The following is an 18,962-nucleotide window of genomic DNA, read 5'->3' on the forward strand; positions in this document are numbered from 1 at the left end:
TCACCGAATCTGAACCCAATTGAGAGACTGTGGAAATGGTTAAAACAACAGGTCATTGCCAACAGATTTCATCCGACACAAGCATCCATAAAAGAGGCAGTACAAGGCTTTCTATCAGACATCGCTATCACTCCCCAAGCCGTGCTTCGTCGGCTTGGGGAGTATTAATCCACATGTCGAAAAGACAATTCAGTTATATATAGATTACTAATTAATTTAAAGTTTTCACCTTTCCTTGTTAAAGTAACAAAATCATTTTCTCCGCCATTTAATATCCAATTTTTTATTGGATTAAACTGATCATCAATCACAAATTCTTGACCTTTTATATCAGCAAGGAAACATCTTTGGTAATTAAAAATTCGTTTATGAAGCTAACCAATCATAAAACGGAACTTTACCTGTATATTCATGTTCCGAAAGTGACTTAGCTACCATATTTCTATCCAGTTTGTCTGACTCTAATTGTTTCTTTGCATTCTCTTTAATTCTACGAAGTTCCAAATCTTCAATTTTATTAACCAATGCCGTAATCAAATAATCCCTAAAGTTAGAGATCTTCCCTTGATTGTATTTATCCATTATTTTTCGTAAAACAGACTTGAAGCTTCTATCTGTTAATTCGTCTTTTGTAGCTTCTCGAAGAGTATTAACGATTAAATTTAATTGCTCTTCAGTTAAGAAAGGAGAAGAGAAGCTTCGCTTATCATCATCAAATTTCGCTATATCATTTATATATGTATTGGTATTTTCTTTTTTGGTATTTTTTCTTTGGTTATTTATATTGTACTGACTTTCCGGATTCGGGTTTTCCACATACGGATTTTCAGTAAGTGGATTTTCGGAGCTCTCCGAACGTTCGGAAACCATTTCCTGATTTTCAGGAAGCGGCTCCCCGAACTCTACACGAACCGTATAACCTTGTGTTTTTAATTCTTCTAGAGTTTCTTCTAACATTTCAGCTACATCTTCTTTTATCTGTCCGTAAATGTAAATTTGTTGTATGAACTTACCCTTTTCTAAAACTTTAACACGAGCAGCATATTTATTATGTATCAATTCTTTAAGTGCGTTATAATGTGCATCACGTCCGTTTTTAGAACGTTTAATAATGTCTGGCATATTGACCTTCCAGACTCCATCACGATGCGAACAGAACTGAATTAAAAGGTATTTCGCCATTCCAGTTAGGTTACAATCATCCAATAGTGCATTTTCCACAACACTGTGCCCGCGTTTCCGAGCGTGTTTAAAAACATCATTAGTCATAATAAAAAATCCTCCATTTTCCTCCCCGGCTTAAAATTGGGTATAGGAAAGTAGAGGATTTGTATTTACGTTTTTTTAAAGTTATGATACTATCGTTATAGATAGTATTAACTTAATGACGTAATTTACAAAACCTCTGCTTTGGGAGTTTTTAAATGGTGTTCTGGCGACCAACCTTCTTCTACCATCTGAAAACTGAGCCGGGGGTTTTTTAATTTTATATAAAGTTATTTGTTTGAAAATCTATGTATCTATCTTTCATCATAGCAGAGATTTGCTGAAAAAAGAAGAGTAAAAGAGAAGACCGTCGTTTGATGATCTTTTTTTGTTATACTTGAATCAAAAGGGGGATGAAGATCATGCATATGTTTTTTGATAGTATCTTAATGTATCTAGAGCATTATGAAATACAGTGTACGTTTGTGTTGAGTAATAGTAAGTCATTAAAGGGGAAAGTAGTCGGAAGAGAACAATATATGATTTATGTTGAGACTGATGAGAAACAACACTTTTTGTTTAAATCCAACATTATGGACATTATTCCAAATGAAAAGTTAGATTTACAGAAGGTTAAAACATCTGTAAAAAATCATTTATCCAAGAAAAAAGAACTGGTAACGAAATAATACATAGGATCCCTGCACAATGTGTGGGGATTTTTTCATAAAGAAAAGACACTCTTATGAGTGCCTTTATTTGACTTGATAACCACTTTAATTTTAATAATACTTACAAGTATATCGTATTCCCAACCAACTACCATTTTACTATATTTATCTATTATTGTATTAAGAAATATAAATTAGATCAGTACTTTGTTTACTTTATTTGTTCTAGATTCTTCGATTTGTTTAGATTTATTTTTAATTTCATCGGTAATTACGGTTCTGGTGCAAATATATGAAGAAGAACATGGATGGTAGTAGATTCTCGTATTTTATGCTATAAGTCCAAACACTTGATGAATAAACTCTTTCTGACTTTGGACAGACTGATTCCGTAAATCAATCTGTCCCTTTTTTATCATATGCATGGATTCCACCCCACTCAATATAAACGTTGCTGTTTTAAATGATTTGAATCCCAGCATAGAGCGTGCGCGTTTCTTAATAAAACGATGATCTTGTTCTACTATGCTATTCAAGTACTTTTGTTGTCTAATTTGCATACCATCAGGTGTAGCTTTGAAATAAAGTTTGTTTAAAAACACCTCGTAATCCCAAGTTTGACGATAAATAAAAAGAATCCATTTTGAAAAAAGACTGATCAAAATGGATTCTTTTTCAGTAGATTTAATTTTGGTTTTTATAAAAAAGTTTGATCATTTCTACCTATGTTGAAGATTATTGCTTATTCAATATAAGCATCTGTTAATTCTACAAGGGGTTTTGGCGGAAAATTACGATTTTTCTACCAAGGCCCCTACAATAAATTAATTTAAATTTATCGATTTATATTCTTTGTCATACCAATGGTAAATTTCTTGAATCCAAAAGTTTCATAATATGTTTCCAAACTTTCTACACACATAAGTTGAGGAGTTACTCGATTTTGCTCACAATGTTGAATAATTCGATTCACCATTTCTTTTCCGATTCCCTCAGACTGATAGCTTGGTGGCACACCCACTCCACATACAATTCCAGTAATTACACCATCCGAAATAACACGTCCCATACCTACTAATTGTTGCTTATCAAAAGCATATATTACATACCAACTTTGATTACAAATTTGTTCCAATTCATTAACTGTTAATTTAAGTGAATTCCATCCTAAAGATTCATATAGGGTTAGTAATTTCTCAAAGTTATCAGGGGGCTCAATCGTATAATGTATAGATTTCTCCATATAATCACCTCCTGACTTTTGTATATTACATTTAGCATCAACACATAAATTTATATTTTCACATAGCCTCTTCCATTAACTTGTCCCCGTTACTTGAAGAAGAAACCGCACTATCATTGTTCCAGTAACGCGCCCGATTGTTAAACCATCCAACATTGTTTGCGAACTACAGTAATAATGTTTTCTTTAGGAATTTCTTCTTCTGATGTAGAATTTTTATCATAGGGTTCTTTTACTTCTTCAGCTTGTTCTTTTGTTAAATCTTCACGAACTTCTTCTAAATCTTTTTCTACTTTTTTAACTTCTTCATTTTCTAATACTGCAATTTTTTTTCAACTACATTTTTTAATGCTTTTTCAATTACATTTGCTTGTGCTGCGGAAAAGAAGAAAGAATAATCCTCTTTACCATTTCTCACAACGGAAAAATCCACGCCTAATTTTTTTAATTCTTATTGATAATCACGTAATTGCTGTTTAGTTAAATTTTCATCTAAAGCAATTACGCCACCACTTTTTTCATGCTTTTTAATAAGCTCGTCGATTTTTTGCTTACCATCTTTGGTGTTTTCATCAAGAATATAATCTTTTGGATCTTGTTCTTTATTTTCCAGTAACTTTGTTAATGCTTCTAAAAGACGTAATAAAGCTTGCTCTGATAATTTTATGGTTTGTGCTAAAACTTCCATTGCGACCGGTGTATGTTCATCTACAGAAACCATTTTTATACCAACCCCTTTATAAATTATTTTACCAAATTACACCATATATTAGCTAAAGATGATATAATTTTCAGAAAGATTTATTGGGGTTTTAGCAAAAGGCAAGCTACGGGATTACCATGGTAATCCCCAAAAACGGTGTTTTTGACTTGGTAGGAGATTCCTACGACCTTTACAAATATATATAAGCGATTTTTTACAAAATCACTTATATATTTGTTGTCGCTTCGCTCGATTAATTAAAAAAAATGGTGGTGAAATTATGGGGTTTATTCATAAAACATATTTGCAAATAACTTTAGATGAAAAAGATAAAGAAATGATAAAAAATAAAGCTATAGAAATGGGATATAAGTCAACTTCAGCATTTGTTATTGATTCAACAAAATCACATTTCAAACTTGACGTGGATATGAAAGCTTATAGAGATTTAACTAAAGAAATAAATTATATTGGTAAGAACATAAATAGCCTAATTAGAAGGATCAATACAGATGGAATTTATACTGATTATGATATTGATTTTTTGAAAACTAATCAGAAGAAAATCATAAAATTAATTAATACAGAATATGATCGATTACTTGATTTAAAAACAAAGTTTAATAGTGATAGCTTGAGTAAAAAACAGAAGGAAAAATTGATAAAATCATTATCGGATAATCAAATTAAGATACCAAAAAGTTTAGTTTTAGAAGAAGTGTATGAAAAGATAAAAGAAGATTTTGTTTATATTATAGAATGCATAGAAAACTCGCCTAAACAAGGTGCGGCATTTACAGAATATGTATGGAAATATTTATATGGAGATACGCTTTATAAGTTAGATGATGACCAATTAATAAAAATGGCTGATAGCATTTTTATTTTTGCACAGAAATTGAAATTTAAGTTATCCAAACTCGATAATGTTTTTTCAAATGAGGATTGGTTTGAACTGAAAGATATATTAGATGAATATGAAATTTATTAATTAAGGACTGATTACAATGTCTATTGTTAAAATACAAAAAGTTAGGAATTTAGGGGCATTCATTAATTACGGTATGCAAGACCATAAAACCAATGAGGAATTAGTTACATCTTATGAATGTAGTATCGAAACAATAGAGAGAGATTTTAAAAGTGTTTTAGTTGATTACAACGAAAAAAATAACAGCAATAAAAATATGAGTGCAAGAATGATAATTCAATCGTTTGATGGTGACGATATTTTAACACCAGAGCAAGTTCATCAGTACGGAATTGAATTTGCTGATAATTATCTGAAAGGCAATCATCAATATACCGTTATTACACATACAGAAACAGATAATTTACACAATCATATTATTTTCAATGATATTGATTTTAATCACTTAAAAATGTTCGATTCTAAGCGTGCAAATTCTTTGGATAGATTACGTCTAGAAAATGATAAAATCTCTGAAAAATATGGTTTGTCGATAATCGAAGCAGGAAGAAAAGGAAGAAAAAAATATGTAGCTTTTAACGAATATGTAGCTAGATCAAAGAAGGAATCCTTCAAAGGAAAATTAGAAGAAATAATTGATAAAAATATATCAAAATCAAATTCATTTGATGAATTTTTAAGCTTCATGCAAAAAGAAGGATATGAGCATAAACAAGGGAAATATTTATCGTTTCAGAATCCAAAGTCAGGGGAATTTATGCGTACTAAAACAATGGGGTTTAATTACCTTGAATCCTCTATCAAATACAGAATAGAAAACAAAGGTTATTCACCGATCAAAACGAGCATAATGAACAGACAATGGATAGATAAATCACAAGCGAAATTTAAAAATAATAAGGGACTTCAACGGTGGGCTACTAAACAAAATATTAATTACTTAAATGAATTAAGCTCTAAGCTATATACACTAAATGTTTCACTTTCAGAACTTGATGAAATTGAAGCAAGTAAGGAAGCGTTAATTGACAGCTTTGAAAAGCAACTTTTAGGTATTGATAATGAAATTTTTAGACTAAAGAAAATGAAGGGTTGTTTCCAAACTTATAAAAAGAGTCATCCTTTAATCGTGGCGTATAAAAAAGCTGAAAATAAAATGGCGTTTAAACAAGAGCATTATCATGAATTTAAACAGTATGATGTTGCCAAGCGTGATATGAACTATCTCAAAAAGAATTATGACATAACTGATGAAGCTGAATTGCATTATAAGTTGTCATTCATGACAAAAGAACGAAATTTACTTTATGGAAGTTTAGGAAAAGAGAAAGAAGTGGAAATAGAAAGACAAGAGCAACAAAGACAGCAGCAACAGCGTAAAAAAGAAAATGAAAGATAAAAAATTAAAGGACATCAAAAAAGGATAATGTATAGTACCTTGTGAATGGAATAAATAAATTAAGATGCTAGGGGGTGGGGCATTTTTGTCATACATATGGAATGAGATCTTAACGGCTCGTGAAGCGAGTATAAAGCTAGGTAAAAACCCTAAATATATATATTTTTTTTGGGTGAGACATTCAAATATGTTATTGAAGGGTAGCGTAGAAATGAAGGGTAGAGAGCTACTGATTACAAGAGACGGATATGAATATTTAAAAACATTAGTAAAAAATTGAGTAACCTTGTTGTTTAAATACCTTTAAATTAACGTACAAGAGTAGTCCAGTAAATGGCACTCTTGTATTTTTTTTTAGTACAAATTCGAAAAAGTGAATCATCATCATATTTATTAAATGCGCCTAGAAATTTATATGGATGGTGAGGAGTTATGGGACAATATCAAATGTTGTACAGTACACCTTATTTGTATTCTTCGAAAACCCTACGCCAAATGTTTAACAATACAAACAAGGAGGAGGATATTTGTGCTATACAAGAACACATGCTACGGCATGAAGTATACCTAGATCGACAATACAGGGGCTATTATTATTTGAGTCAAAAAATTGAAGAGGATCTGTATGGGGATGAACAGGCTGTGTCCTGGAATGAATTGCTTGATGATTATCAATTGTACAAAGATTGCCAAGGAAAGCTATCCATCAAGCCGAAAGGATGGAAATAACATGACTATTATTGGAGAATTAGGTGTTGTTTATGGTGTTACCGGTGCTTCAGTTTTAGGAATCAAATTATTGAAAAAGAAAGGTTTAAACCTTCCAGATTGGTTGCTACGTGCGGGGCTTAAATGCCTACTGATTGGTACAGTTTGGTACGTGCTAATAGATATACTAGATGTGTTTCTACGTTAGTATTACAACTGGTAGTTGAAAATAGTTGTAGTAATGCACCTTGATTTAGCCTTTTTTACCTTCCATACATGCTCAACTACCTAATAGGAGGCATGGAGGAGATGATGTCACTTTTATTAATCCCAGTAACCTTTATAACAGTAGCTTATTTTTATCAAAATAAAGGGATGACTGATAAGAAAAAAATTGCAACTTTTTTTGAGATTACAAAGGTATGCGTTCAGCACAAAGGTGAACTACAATATCCCATTTTTATAAAAGAAGTTGAAGATGACATAAGTATAAATTATGTCTACAAATTACCGTTAGGCATACCTAGCCAACTTATTAAAAAGTTAGCTGAAGTATTAGAAGAAGGATTATACAAACCTGTTAAAATTTCATTTCAACAAAGAGAACTATATATTCGAGTATTTAAGCAACAAATACCGGAGAGATGGAATTGGTCTAAGGACCTTTTAAAAGAGCACACATGGAACGTTATGATAGGGAAAGCATTAGATAAACACATATATCATGATTTCGAGAAAACACCACATATGTGCGTAAGTGGCATGACTCGTTTTGGAAAGACAGTATTTCTAAAAAATATAATGACGAGTTTGATTCTACAACAACCTCAGCATGTAAAATTTCACATCATTGATTTGAAAGAAGGACTAGAATTTAGTCCTTATAAAGATCTGTCGCAAGTAGTAGAAGTTGCTGAAAATCCAGAACAGGCGTTAGAGATGTTAGTTAGAGTACGTGAAAAGATGGTGAACCAGATTGAGATAATGAAAAAGTCCTATTTTAACAATATTGTAGACACATCAATTAAAGAACGTTGTTTCATTATAGTAGATGAAGGAGCAAATCTTTGTCCAACGCAAGGGTTACCTAAGAAACAACGGGACCTATTGTATATATGCCAGGAGATGTTATCTGAGATTGCAAGAATTGGAGGAGGTTTAGGATTTAGATTGATTTTTTGCACGCAATATCCAACTGCTGACACCCTACCAAGGCAAATCAAACAAAATAGCGACGCAAAATTAGGTTTTCGTTTACCAACGGCAGTCGCTTCTCAGGTGGCACTAGATGAATCAGGTCTTGAAGAGCTCCCTTCTCTTCCAGGTAGAGCATTATTTAAAACGGATCGTACAGAAGAAATTCAAGTTCCTTATTTAAAGGATAAAGATATGTGGGATTTATTGAAGCAATACAAGGTGGTGAAACAACATGAGGCATCAAACCCTCAAACAGAAAGCAAGGCAAATCGAGATTTTATCCACTTTGAGTAAATTAGACTTTGCAACCAGAAGGCAATTGCAAGCCATTCATTGCTTAGGGAGTATCCGAAATGCAAATCGAATACTAAAGGATCTACAACCATATTGCCATATCACTAAATTGGCTCGTGAGCATGTTTATTACCTTAATAAAAAAGGACGTGATTTATTAGGAGTGACAAAGGAAGTAAAGAAAAATAGTCAATTACAACATATATTAATGCGAAATGAAGGTTGGATGTGGCTTGGATTTCCTGAATGGAAAACGGAGCGACCCATAGAATTTTCAATCAATGGTCAGCAACATCAAATAATTCCAGATGCAATTTACTTTGAGGATAAAGTCCCCCATTTTGTTGAAATAGATCGTATGCAACACATGAAAGCAAATGAACATAAAATACAGTTATATGGCCATATAACAGATATCTATAAACGACAGAATAATATTGTTCCAGTAATCATTTTCTTTACACTATCAAATTACCGCCAATCTAAATTAGAGCAATATACTGTAAAACAAAATGTTTTCATGAGAACATTTGTAATGGATGATATGTTTTAAGTTACATCCAAAAATCATCATGGTGAATCTCTTTGTGAGTCATTTTCCTCAATGTTTTAATAATCTTTTGTCCATTTTTTAAAGAAGGATAAAAGGTATTTGCTCTACACAATTTACTAATCGTACCTTCACTTACACCAGAATTTTGCGCTAAGTCTACTTGTTTAATATTATGTTTATCTAGAAATTTACCAAGATTGGATCTAGGCTTTTTGAACCAAGACATATGTGTCACCTCAATTATTTAATTTTACTAAAAGCATGTCCAAATCTTTAGTTTTCTAAACTTTAGATAAATGAATAATTTTATGGGATATAGCATATAGTTTAAAAGAGAAGTAAAAAAAATTTGTAATAATTTTATGGAATATAGCATACATAGTAATAGCTACAAGTTGCGAATAAACTGAAGTATAAATGCAACTTGTTGTAAAGTGTATGCTTAAAAAATAAAAAGCTGAAACTCCTTCTGTAAGAAGGGATTCAGCTTTTTTGTGTTTCATAGATTGGTAATTTAATTTTAATTATTTTATATAAACTCATTCGTAATATGTCGAATACTATTCTTCCATGTTTATGTTCAATAAAGATTTTAAAAATTTCACGTACCATAATAGGATATATAAAATACAAACCCTGAATTAAGGTTTGCATTTTACAGTTTAGATCATAATACTATACTTTTTGTCTTTTGAAACTTGTAAGCTTGCGGAGCAAATCAAAACTTCACAATTACCTATCCTTCGTTTAACTTCTGTTTTTAATTTTTCTTTTGCGAATTCTAAAGACTGAGCTGGAACTGTTGCGGATTGTACGGTTGTTACCCTGTCGTTATACATTACGGAAAAGTCAATTTCATATTGATATATCACTGTACTATCAATCCCCTTTCCCTAACTTACAATTAAAATATATGCAAGTACTAAGAAAAAACTTTCCACTTATTCTAAGAATCTTTTTAAACGTCTTAATATAGTTAATAACAAACAAAATGGAGTATCCCAAAAAGAACTTGTAGCAATCACTACAAGTTCTTTTTGAGATACTGATGGCAAAACGCGGATTTTATACGCTAATGATATGCAGGATTTCATGCGGGCTACGAGAACGGTTTGAACTACCAAATGCTGTTGTAACAGGGCTGTATGCAATCCTACATACAGCGGAGGGAACAGAAGGCTGGAAAACTCTTGATATGAACAGATTCCTTAGATTTGGTTACTGCTGATAATGATGCGTTATGTTAACCTGATGTGTATACACTATACAATAATCCTTGTTCAACTAACTGGTAGTTTAGTTGAACAAGGATTATTGATTAACTCTGTCGAATATGTCCTTTAACATTTCTTCCTGGCCCACAACAAGATTGTAAAAGGACTTCCTAAAAGGGTGCTTAGTTAAACAACACCATCATTTCGATGGTTTATTTTTATGTACAGGACATCAAATAGATTTCGGCGATTCAGTGTGAAATGTTTAAAACGACAAAAGACTTGGAAGTAAGCAAATTATCAATTGGTATTCTACAGATTTCTTTTGGAGTGGTTTCAGCTGAAGTCACAAAATAAAAAATGAGAAAGTTCGCGAAACTATATAATACTCAAAATATTATGTAAATATTAATAGTGTGAAGCTTATAATTGAACTGGGTGATTAAAAGTGACTATACAAAATAAAAAGATAATTGAAATCTGTGATAACCGCAGACTATTCAAAAAATATTCACGTAACAGTATTCCAAGCGTAATCTTCATAGCAGGGTTAGGCGATAGCTATGAGACATGGAAAAAAGTCCAAGACCGAATATCACAAAAAACATCAACCTTTTCCTATAACAGGTCGGGTATTGGCAGGGGTCAAGTCGCATCCGTCCCGACGACTTGCTATGATCTAGTCGAGGAGCTCAACGAATTGTTGCTAGCTCTTGAAGTGGAGAAGCCCTATATATTGGTGGGACATTCTTTTGGTGGTTTGGTCGCTAGATTATATGCCAGCCTTTATCCACTGAACATCTGCGGTATGGTTTTGGTTGACGCTGCACCCGAATATAAAGAACTTGCCTATGAAAAGGTTCTACCCGAAAATCTGCTTGCAAGAAATAGGGAATATTACGAGAATCCTATGTTAAATAGTGAGAAGATTGATAAAATACAAAGCTATAAGCAAATCGTTGATCATTCAAAGCAAAGTAACCTCCCTCTCGCAATTATTACAAGAGGTTTACCTGACAATGTTGAAGAGGGATGGCCATCTCAAGAAATATTGGAAATTGAGCAAAGACTCCAAGCAGAATTTCAATGGCTGTCAACGTCAAGCAAGTACCGGATTGCTAGTCGAAGTGGACATTATATTCATCATGATGAGCCAGAAGTTGTTATAGAGGAGATTATGTTAATGTTGAAGGAGATGGGGAAATGAGCTTAACACTGTCATACTTGGTACTGAGGAAAAATTGAACAGGTTTTCTATCAGTTAAAGGATTAGAAGGGCTGCCCCAAAAGCCATAGGAAATTGACTGAAGGATTTTGCCCCTTTTTATATCAAGAAAAACAAAAAGAAACCATCCTTTTGTAAAATGGTAGTACCACCCACCACGCACAAAAGGAGAGGTAATGGCTACAATTAAGGTAATTTTTCCTCATTGAACTAAGGGCAGCATTTCTGTAAAGATTGTGAAAAAATGTACTTCAACTAACGCATGCCTTAATTGAGCAAGAAACTCAAAACTTTTAACTTCCGCTTTCGAAAATTATGTAAAATTTAACTCCTCTTTTCGGGGGATGGCCAAAAACATCTATATATTTTTTTTACAAGAAATAATAAAAAAGGCTTATTCCTTGTAAGGAAATCAAGCCTTTTTATTATTTAGACTCACACAAATGATCTGTACATCAATTTAACTTTGATAAACAGATCATTTATACGATGATAATTCATTGTAAAAAAGTAAAGTTTACGCAAAAGCTTTTAGAAGTTCTTGAAAAAATGGAATGATTCCACCTAAAAATTTTAAAATTGCCATTGCGATTGCCATAATAATTCCTCCTTTATAATTTTCTGAATATTAAGAACTTTATGAGTTTATTGTATTATAAAAGTAATAATATTACAATATGTTTTTTAAAATTTTTAAGGAAGTTTTTTTAGAATACCCCTGTATCTAACAAAAAGAACTTGTAGCAATTACTACAAGGGGTCCCACCCACATTTTAACGAATGTTGGTGCTACCTCAATTACTATCTTAACAAATTAAAATTTTGTCTCTCTATTCTTTCATTCTTTCCTCATACTGTTTGGCAAGTTTATAAAATGAAGATCGTTTGATGTCATATTTTTTCATAGCTCCTACTGCTGTAATTGAACCGGATTTCCATTCCTTATAAGCTTCAATAAATTTTTCTGTTATTTCGACAGGAGGACGTCCTAAATGTTTACCTTGTTTTCTGGCAAGAGCAATTCCTTCAGCTTGACGTTGTTTAATATCGATTCGCTCTTTTTCTGCAAAAGCTGATAATATTGTAAGTGTTGCTTTTTGAATTGCGCTCTGAATGACGTCATTTGTACTTTCACCAGTGTAATTGACGTTAATATACGGTTCCTTTATAAATTGTAAATTCACTTTATGATTTTCATAGTATCTAAATTCTTCTAATGTATCATTCATATTTCTTCCAAGTCTTGTTAAGGAATCAAACACAATGGTATCCCCTGTACGAACGAGACGTTTTAACATTTGGTAGTTCTCTCGCTCCATATTTTTTCCAGATTCTTTATCAATGAAAATATCTCGATCTTCTATTCCTAAATCTTTCATATTCTGAATTTGTCGTTCTTCGTTTTGATCTTTACTCGAAACTCGGACATATCCAAATTTTTTATGCTTCATATGCTACACCTCATTGGTAATTATACCAATTTAGTCTGTAAAGGTATATAAAATAAACAGATGTCTACAAAGTGAGAAATCGATATTTATAGACGTGTTTTTTTATAGTTTTCTACCTATCTGTAAAGGTATACTTTTACGAATGGATTAAAGGGCTCATTTAAAACTACATACAAGAATTCCAAAACGAACATTTTTAGGACATAGTTTCTAGAGTGAGTTTTTGGGTAAGTTTCCAGCAAAAAAAAGTAAAATCGATGGACATTCACAAAAGAAAAAGCCTGTTTTAGAAAACATGCACTTAACGTAAATGAGTAAAAAGAAAATAAAAAACACGGGGAAAATACTTTTCCTGTGTTTTTATTTTCTAACGAAATAATATGTGAAAATATTCCTTAATGTACAATTTTCTTTTTTTGATATGGTGACCCCTTGTAGACAAAGAAACTTTCTAAAATGTAACTAGGTGAATTTAATATCACTACTTCTAAAGATTATGATGTTGCATATAGAATATGTATTATAAACCTTAAAGGAGTGTTGATATTGAAACGTATAGTTGGCGTACTTTCTACAGCATTATTAGCTGGAACTCTAGTGCTAGGTGTATCTAATTCAGAGGCCTCTGCAGCTTCTCTACCAAAATCTGTTGCACCTTATCAAGTAGTGATTAAAGGAATGATTGGACCACAAATGTCAATTGATTTTAAAAACAAAGCTGATTTTGAAGACTACTTAAAAGAACATCCTGTTAATCGAAAGAACCCGAATAATAGTAGCTTAGTGGTAAATAGAGCGGCCATACATTCGACTTTTTATAAAGATGCTGATGGTAACGGGGCTACTATAAATATACCTGCAAGTAAAAATCCTGTGAAAATTTTTAATTTCACTGGGGATTCTAATGATTCTATTTCTTCTGTTCGTACACATGCCCATGGAGATTATACAATTATATATGAAGATTTTGATGGGAAAGGTCGAGCGATTGGACTAGCAAATACAGGAGCTCTTTATAATTTAATTAGCTCTATGGGTGATGGGGAAAGAATATGGAATGACGAAGCCTCATCGGCTACCGTAAAATCAAATTAGGTAAAGTTATCCAAAGAGGAATTAATTAAAATAGCTAAATCCATGCAGAAAATATAAAAAAGGTGAATATATTTTAAGTAACATATATTCACCTTTTTTCATTTAAAACGCCCGATTATTGAAGATCGAGTAAACTTCTATTTAAACTTTCCAGTTCTAACCCCCATCTCTCCATCACAATGATCTGCATCTAAACATTCTAAGCTGGGGTACCGCCAGCATTTCGGAAAAAAACCACGCTAAGGATTTTCGAGCTGATTTAAATTGCGTTGTATTCAAAATTAAATCATTTTGATAAATTGTGTTGCGTTAACGACCATTTTCATTGGTATCTTTATGTCCTAATGCAACACAATTTATATTGTGTTGTATTAATAATTCTTATTGCTTTTAGAATTAAGTAGTTTTATGTTGAAATTCGTTTAATTGATTTTTCTCTGAAAGTAGTCCATACTAAAATAGTTCATTTATGAACTATTCAATATTGAACTATATAAAAAGAGAGGAAGTTACTACAATGATACAAAAAAATCAGAACCTCAAAAAAGAAGCAGAAGTTGTACAGTCATTTGTAGCAATAAATAAAGAAATTATAAAATTTACAAATCAAAATGCCTCTAGTTTAGGATTAACAGTACAACAAATGGGAATCTTAAACACAATTTATGTAATTCCTAATATTACTCTTAAAAGTATTTCAGAGCGACTTTCAGTCCCTAAAAGTACAGTAAGTGTAAATGTGGATGAATTAGTTAATCTAGGATTAATCGATCGAAAGCCCTCATCAGAAGATCGTAGAGAGATAAAATTAAAAGTAACAACGAAAGGTCAAGAAACATCAAAAAAATCTATTGAAAATTCTACTTCCTATAAGGCTATGTCATTAGCATTAGAACAACTTCAGGAAACAGAAATTCAAACATTATTACATATTCATAAAAACTTATTAAATTCTCTACAGCAATTTAATTAATTTATACAAACCATATTTACGTTTAAACAATCAATCATCTAAAGGATTAATTGTTTAAAAATCTAAATTGGGTTTCTTTGCCCATCCCCCGAAAAAGGGGAATAAGACATAAAATACCAATTAATAAACCAATCAATGTAACAAAAAGGTAAAAGTTTTATATTGTGACAAATTATTTTTGATACAGTATTTTGTTACAGCTAAATTGACTAAATAAAGGTTAATGCTTCTTAAAACCAATGTTGTAACAAAAACGAACGTTTATGTTACAAATCGAAAAACTAAGGCTGAATCCTAAATTCGCTTACAACCAATATGGAATATTTTGTCTTAATACCCCTTTTCGAGGGATGGGCAAAAACATCCAGTTTTTATAAAAAAGTTTAATTAAAGAAAAATGACCGCTTAATTGCGGCCATTATAATTTCTTATTCAACTAAAGCACCTGTTACTTTAAATACAATTCTCCACAAACTTTCCTATAAAAGAATTAAAGAACTCCACCTTGTAAATCCTTATCTATACTCCATCTTTTATTTTTGCAATCACAGGATGAAGAGGCTCAGAATCACGATTCTTTTGATTGAGCTAAGGTTATCATTCAGATTATCCGCAATCATTCCCAAGTGTTTGATATGTAACTCCTTTTAAAAAAATGGATGCCAGACACCTTAGGGACACCCTCTTCAAACTTAAGATAATGTAATTACTTCATATTTTGAGGCTAACTCAATAAATTGAGCCATCCCACTGATTTTCCCGGCTACAAGCTGATCATCAAGTTCATAATAGTCTACACATGTTTTACAAGCAAGAACGTCAACACCCTTTTCTTCCAGTTCTTTTAATTGGAGAGAAACAAGCGAGCGATCCGTTAATGTAAACACACCGCGGTTCATGCAAAAAATAGCCGCTGGCAATTCTTCCTTTTGCTTAAGAATGGTAAAGAAGGTTTCTAATATTCCTTCGCCCAGTTCTGTTTCTCCTTTACCAAGCTGATCTGATGCAAGTAAAATTATTTTATTTTTCAATTTCTCCACCTCACTAATTTAATAATACTATATCGGTATATTTGAAGTATATGGATTAGGTGCTTTTTTGGCAGCGAGCTATTGATGTTAACAACTGCAGCTATAGTCCTGTCATGTGTATCCCTTTTTGTTGGCGCAATTGATACTACTGCATACCTAGGACACGTTTTTCTCTTTCTTAAGTTTTTTACACACATATTGAATTTTAACATTAATTGCATCCACATCGGTTTTCTTTTATGTTTTTACGAATATGAGAGCAGGCATATTTTATGTAGATATTCGTGATAGTTGGTCAAGCTATTATTTTAAAGGAAAAGTATATGGAAAAACATATTGATGGGTAAAAATTTATTAAGAATAAGGAGCTGATAAGTATGGGTAAATATAAAAAAATAATGTTACTTTGTTTCACATTTTTAATTAGTTTATCATCCATGTTTTTAACTAATCATCCAATTGAGGCAGCTACTTTTCAATATGATGGAACTGATCCGGAAACCACTGGTTGTGCAAAGAGTGCTACTACTGTACAATCTCTATATTTACAAGGTGCTACACTTGAGCTTCGTTATAGCAGTAGTTGTAGAACTGCATGGGCAAAAATCACAGCTGAGAGACTTCAAGATTAGAGCGATGGCCAAGCAGAGGCTCAAATTATACGTAATTATGACGGAAAATCATATTATTGTACTACTTCTGTAGGACAAAGTTCATGTTACACTAAACAGGTTAATGATAAAGGGATGACTTCTTATGCTTGGGGAAGATATGATCCTGTTCAACTTGAGCGCTAATAGGGGTCACTATACATGCCCATCAACTAAAAAAAGGACATGTATAGTAACCATTTATAGAAAGTAAAACTAAGTTCATATCTTTTTATAATTTGTAAAATTGACTGTTAAATATCCATACAAAAACCAGTGATATCAGTACTTGTATATGATATCACTGGTTTTTTTGAGTTTGACATTTTGTATCTTTTGTAAAACTAATTTTTCTATAATTGAATTTTACATCTCTCTTATGTACGATTAATCCCATTTTGAATTCATGTATAATATAATTATTCATATAATAGATAATTTTCAGAAAGGTGATTAATAACTATGGGCTCTACTAGTTCTATGCCTTGGGCAATAAGAAAAACTGTTACGGGTTGGAAAAAAGAAAGTGCTGAATCTATTCTTCTATTCCGGAAAGAACACGGAAAAAACATCTTGGCTTATAAAGAGATCCAAGATTGCTTTCGATGTTATGGATGTTACGAATGTTGGATTAAAACACATAACAGTGTACCAAAAGAAGAGCAATTACCGATATTAACACACTATGATAATAAAAAAAATGGAGGAACATATTTTCAACTAAGAACTGCAAAAGGCGGAAAGAAACAAAATCATGCACCAGAATGCTGTTATAATGATCCCTTTGATTATTACAAAGGATTGTCTGCTCATTATAGCGATATTAAAGTTGATGGAAAAGGAAGTGCTCATCTCAACATTTTAAAGAAAAAGTTACCTACTTATAAGGACCGTAGTGACTCTCTAGGAGTAGGTAGAACTAAAGTCTTTTCTAAACACTCCTTATCCTTTGGAGCGCTACAAGAAATCTATAATCGCTATCAACACCAATGGACAGAGTTGCTTGTTAAAACAGAAGACAATCAGGAGACTACAATAGGAGAACTATTAGTGACTCCTTCAGAAGCAAGAAGCTTTGTTATAAATCAAACACGCAAAATTATGATTGTTCACGGTACAATTAGGAAAGTACTAAGCCGAAATTCAGGTGGATATATAAATATTTTATTTAAAGATGATTCTAATGGAAAATTCCCACCCTTTCGTCTATCTGTTTCTCCTGATCATATTTTTAATGAGGATGATTTAATATGCCTAGAAAACCGAAAAATTGGATGTTATGGGTATGTAGACTTTAAAAAACCTTATCTGCAAATGGACTTTTTGTACTTACAACAGCTTGTATTATTTGATTTGGAAGAGGACGAACCTTTTCCTTTTGGATTACCTACTATTAAAATTGAACGATTAGGAAAAGTTATATCTGATAAAATGGCTGAATATCAATCAACAGAAACTACATATAATCCATCAGATTTTTCATATTACTTGAAACGTCAAGATACAATTCCCTTATTGCAAGAACAAATCGAAAAAAATAATATAGAAAAAGAATCCCTATTACAGGAACTTGTTCATATTAACCAAGGTAAAAATAATGTAATGATTCAATTAGAAAAACATCAACAATTACTTCATGAAAAAAAAGACACCCTCCGTAATACTGAACATAATTTACAAAAAGACAAAAATAAATTAGGTAATCGTACGCGATCACTTCTCGCAAAAATTTTCCCTATAGACGAATCCATACCAATACAAGCACTTTTATCTAAAAAAGAACTTCTTGCACAAGACATAAGGAATTTGCAAGATAAAATACAACAATATTCTCAAAGAATTATTGATTATTCTCAATCGAAAACCACCATAGAAGAATCCCTCAGTACTTTAAATAAAAACCAAAATAATATATGGATGGAAATTCAACATGTAACAGATGGATTAACACTTGAGATAGAATGGCGTGCTTTTATAGAAAAAGTTCCATGTCTGATATTCCATAATCGTTTAGCGAATATGTGGATTGCCATTCAAATAAATGAGTATGCGTCAAATTCATCTGATCTTGAAATTCTATGTGTTTTCCATCCACATTTTAATAATAATCTTTCGCGTTTGGTTACTGGGCAGAAAAAAGGTATCATACGTACTTGTTCAAGCGATTTAACCATTTATAAAACAATTAACAAAGAACTAGATAAACTTTTAAAAAATTCCCCTTTAAAATTCCATAAAATAGATCCAGATAAGGTGTTAAACTATTCTTAATTTAAAGGGTTGTATTAGTAGGGGGAGAAACCCATCGCTATCAAGCTAAGACTTCATTAGGAATTTTCCAGGGGAGTTTTTTTACTTTTTATAAGGGATCGGTGTAGATTATTTAAAAATTCGCATACGAAATAAACCCTAATGGGT

Annotated in this window: 21 protein-coding genes and 1 pseudogene; 13 read left to right on the plus strand and 9 right to left on the minus strand. The window is 31.9% G+C overall.

Going from position 1 to position 18,962, the window contains the following annotated elements; translation table 11 throughout:
• Window positions 1-27: 27 nt before the first annotated feature.
• Window positions 28-168 carry an integrase gene (locus MR076_RS24640; protein ID WP_242225146.1) on the plus strand — a complete coding sequence of 47 codons (141 nt, stop codon included), beginning with the start codon at window positions 28-30 and terminating at the stop codon, window positions 166-168.
• Window positions 169-366: 198 nt separating this feature from the next.
• On the opposite strand, the gene MR076_RS24645 is transcribed toward MR076_RS24640, so the two are convergent.
• Window positions 367-1,269, minus strand: a complete 903-nt coding sequence (locus MR076_RS24645) for a hypothetical protein (RefSeq protein WP_242225112.1) — start codon at window positions 1,267-1,269, stop codon at window positions 367-369.
• Between the two features lie 359 nt (window positions 1,270-1,628).
• Between MR076_RS24645 and MR076_RS24650 the strand changes: the two genes are divergently transcribed.
• A complete protein-coding gene (locus MR076_RS24650; protein WP_242225114.1) occupies window positions 1,629-1,895 on the plus strand; it encodes an RNA chaperone Hfq in 267 nt (88 codons plus the stop codon).
• Window positions 1,896-2,206: 311 nt separating this feature from the next.
• On the opposite strand, the pseudogene MR076_RS24655 reads toward MR076_RS24650, so the two are convergent.
• The 4 genes and pseudogenes from MR076_RS24655 to MR076_RS24665 all read right to left on the minus strand — a co-directional run.
• Window positions 2,207-2,449, minus strand: a pseudogene (locus MR076_RS24655) (DDE-type integrase/transposase/recombinase); the annotation flags it as partial.
• A gap of 263 nt (window positions 2,450-2,712) precedes the next feature.
• Window positions 2,713-3,120 (minus strand): GNAT family N-acetyltransferase, encoded by a 408-nt coding sequence (locus MR076_RS24660; protein WP_242225116.1) that lies wholly within the window; start codon window positions 3,118-3,120, stop codon window positions 2,713-2,715.
• A gap of 313 nt (window positions 3,121-3,433) precedes the next feature.
• A complete protein-coding gene (locus tag MR076_RS26645; protein ID WP_313897366.1) occupies window positions 3,434-3,553 on the minus strand; it encodes a hypothetical protein in 120 nt (39 codons plus the stop codon).
• Window positions 3,554-3,571: 18 nt separating this feature from the next.
• Complete coding sequence (locus MR076_RS24665; RefSeq protein ID WP_242225118.1) at window positions 3,572-3,841, minus strand: hypothetical protein; 270 nt, start codon at window positions 3,839-3,841, stop codon at window positions 3,572-3,574.
• Between the two features lie 262 nt (window positions 3,842-4,103).
• On the opposite strand from MR076_RS24665, the gene MR076_RS24670 reads away from it, so the two are divergent.
• The 6 genes from MR076_RS24670 (at window position 4,104) to MR076_RS24695 (ending at window position 8,905) form a co-directional block, all read left to right on the plus strand.
• On the plus strand, window positions 4,104-4,814 hold the full coding sequence (locus tag MR076_RS24670) for a hypothetical protein (protein WP_242225120.1): 711 nt from the start codon (window positions 4,104-4,106) through the stop codon (window positions 4,812-4,814).
• Between the two features lie 16 nt (window positions 4,815-4,830).
• Window positions 4,831-6,153, plus strand: a complete 1,323-nt coding sequence (locus MR076_RS24675) for a relaxase/mobilization nuclease domain-containing protein (RefSeq protein ID WP_242225122.1) — start codon at window positions 4,831-4,833, stop codon at window positions 6,151-6,153.
• Window positions 6,154-6,585: 432 nt separating this feature from the next.
• Entirely contained in the window at window positions 6,586-6,882 is a 297-nt protein-coding gene (locus MR076_RS24680; RefSeq protein ID WP_242225123.1) for a hypothetical protein, read from the plus strand.
• Between the two features lies 1 nt (window position 6,883).
• Window positions 6,884-7,069 carry a hypothetical protein gene (locus MR076_RS24685; protein ID WP_090999429.1) on the plus strand — a complete coding sequence of 62 codons (186 nt, stop codon included), beginning with the start codon at window positions 6,884-6,886 and terminating at the stop codon, window positions 7,067-7,069.
• Between the two features lie 101 nt (window positions 7,070-7,170).
• Window positions 7,171-8,352, plus strand: coding sequence for an FtsK/SpoIIIE domain-containing protein (locus tag MR076_RS24690; RefSeq protein ID WP_242225125.1), 1,182 nt, complete (start codon window positions 7,171-7,173; stop codon window positions 8,350-8,352).
• Window positions 8,291-8,905 (plus strand): replication-relaxation family protein, encoded by a 615-nt coding sequence (locus tag MR076_RS24695; RefSeq protein ID WP_242225126.1) that lies wholly within the window; start codon window positions 8,291-8,293, stop codon window positions 8,903-8,905. The genes MR076_RS24690 and MR076_RS24695 overlap by 62 nt, the downstream gene beginning before the upstream one ends.
• 1 nt (window position 8,906) lies before the next feature.
• Here MR076_RS24695 and MR076_RS24700 read toward each other — a convergent pair whose 3' ends face one another.
• Together MR076_RS24700 and MR076_RS26650 are read right to left on the minus strand one after the other, a co-directional pair.
• The gene (locus MR076_RS24700) at window positions 8,907-9,131 is read right to left on the minus strand and encodes a helix-turn-helix domain-containing protein (protein WP_242225128.1); all 225 of its coding nucleotides are present in this window, start codon (window positions 9,129-9,131) and stop codon (window positions 8,907-8,909) included.
• 436 nt (window positions 9,132-9,567) lie between these two features.
• A complete protein-coding gene (locus tag MR076_RS26650; protein WP_242225130.1) occupies window positions 9,568-9,777 on the minus strand; it encodes a hypothetical protein in 210 nt (69 codons plus the stop codon).
• A gap of 790 nt (window positions 9,778-10,567) precedes the next feature.
• On the opposite strand from MR076_RS26650, the gene MR076_RS24710 reads away from it, so the two are divergent.
• Window positions 10,568-11,326 (plus strand): alpha/beta fold hydrolase, encoded by a 759-nt coding sequence (locus MR076_RS24710; protein ID WP_242225132.1) that lies wholly within the window; start codon window positions 10,568-10,570, stop codon window positions 11,324-11,326.
• A gap of 848 nt (window positions 11,327-12,174) precedes the next feature.
• Here the strand turns inward: MR076_RS24710 and MR076_RS24715 are convergent.
• Window positions 12,175-12,795, minus strand: a complete 621-nt coding sequence (locus MR076_RS24715; RefSeq protein ID WP_242225134.1) for a recombinase family protein — start codon at window positions 12,793-12,795, stop codon at window positions 12,175-12,177.
• Between the two features lie 537 nt (window positions 12,796-13,332).
• On the opposite strand from MR076_RS24715, the gene MR076_RS24720 reads away from it, so the two are divergent.
• Both MR076_RS24720 and MR076_RS24725 read left to right on the plus strand, forming a co-directional pair.
• On the plus strand, window positions 13,333-13,890 hold the full coding sequence (locus MR076_RS24720; protein ID WP_396021738.1) for a hypothetical protein: 558 nt from the start codon (window positions 13,333-13,335) through the stop codon (window positions 13,888-13,890).
• 517 nt (window positions 13,891-14,407) lie between these two features.
• Window positions 14,408-14,863, plus strand: coding sequence for a MarR family winged helix-turn-helix transcriptional regulator (locus MR076_RS24725; protein WP_242225138.1), 456 nt, complete (start codon window positions 14,408-14,410; stop codon window positions 14,861-14,863).
• A 692-nt stretch (window positions 14,864-15,555) separates the two neighbouring features.
• On the opposite strand, the gene MR076_RS24730 is transcribed toward MR076_RS24725, so the two are convergent.
• Window positions 15,556-15,894, minus strand: coding sequence for a DsrE family protein (locus MR076_RS24730; protein ID WP_242225140.1), 339 nt, complete (start codon window positions 15,892-15,894; stop codon window positions 15,556-15,558).
• 377 nt (window positions 15,895-16,271) lie between these two features.
• Between MR076_RS24730 and MR076_RS24735 the strand changes: the two genes are divergently transcribed.
• Entirely contained in the window at window positions 16,272-16,526 is a 255-nt protein-coding gene (locus MR076_RS24735; protein WP_242225141.1) for a DUF2690 domain-containing protein, read from the plus strand.
• Between the two features lie 480 nt (window positions 16,527-17,006).
• Entirely contained in the window at window positions 17,007-18,815 is a 1,809-nt protein-coding gene (locus tag MR076_RS24740; RefSeq protein ID WP_242225144.1) for a hypothetical protein, read from the plus strand.
• Window positions 18,816-18,962 lie beyond the last annotated feature (147 nt).

It is taken from the genome of Bacillus cereus group sp. BfR-BA-01380, assembly GCF_022663535.1.
In the GTDB taxonomy this organism is placed as follows: Bacteria; Bacillota; Bacilli; order Bacillales; family Bacillaceae_G; genus Bacillus_A; species Bacillus_A cereus_BB.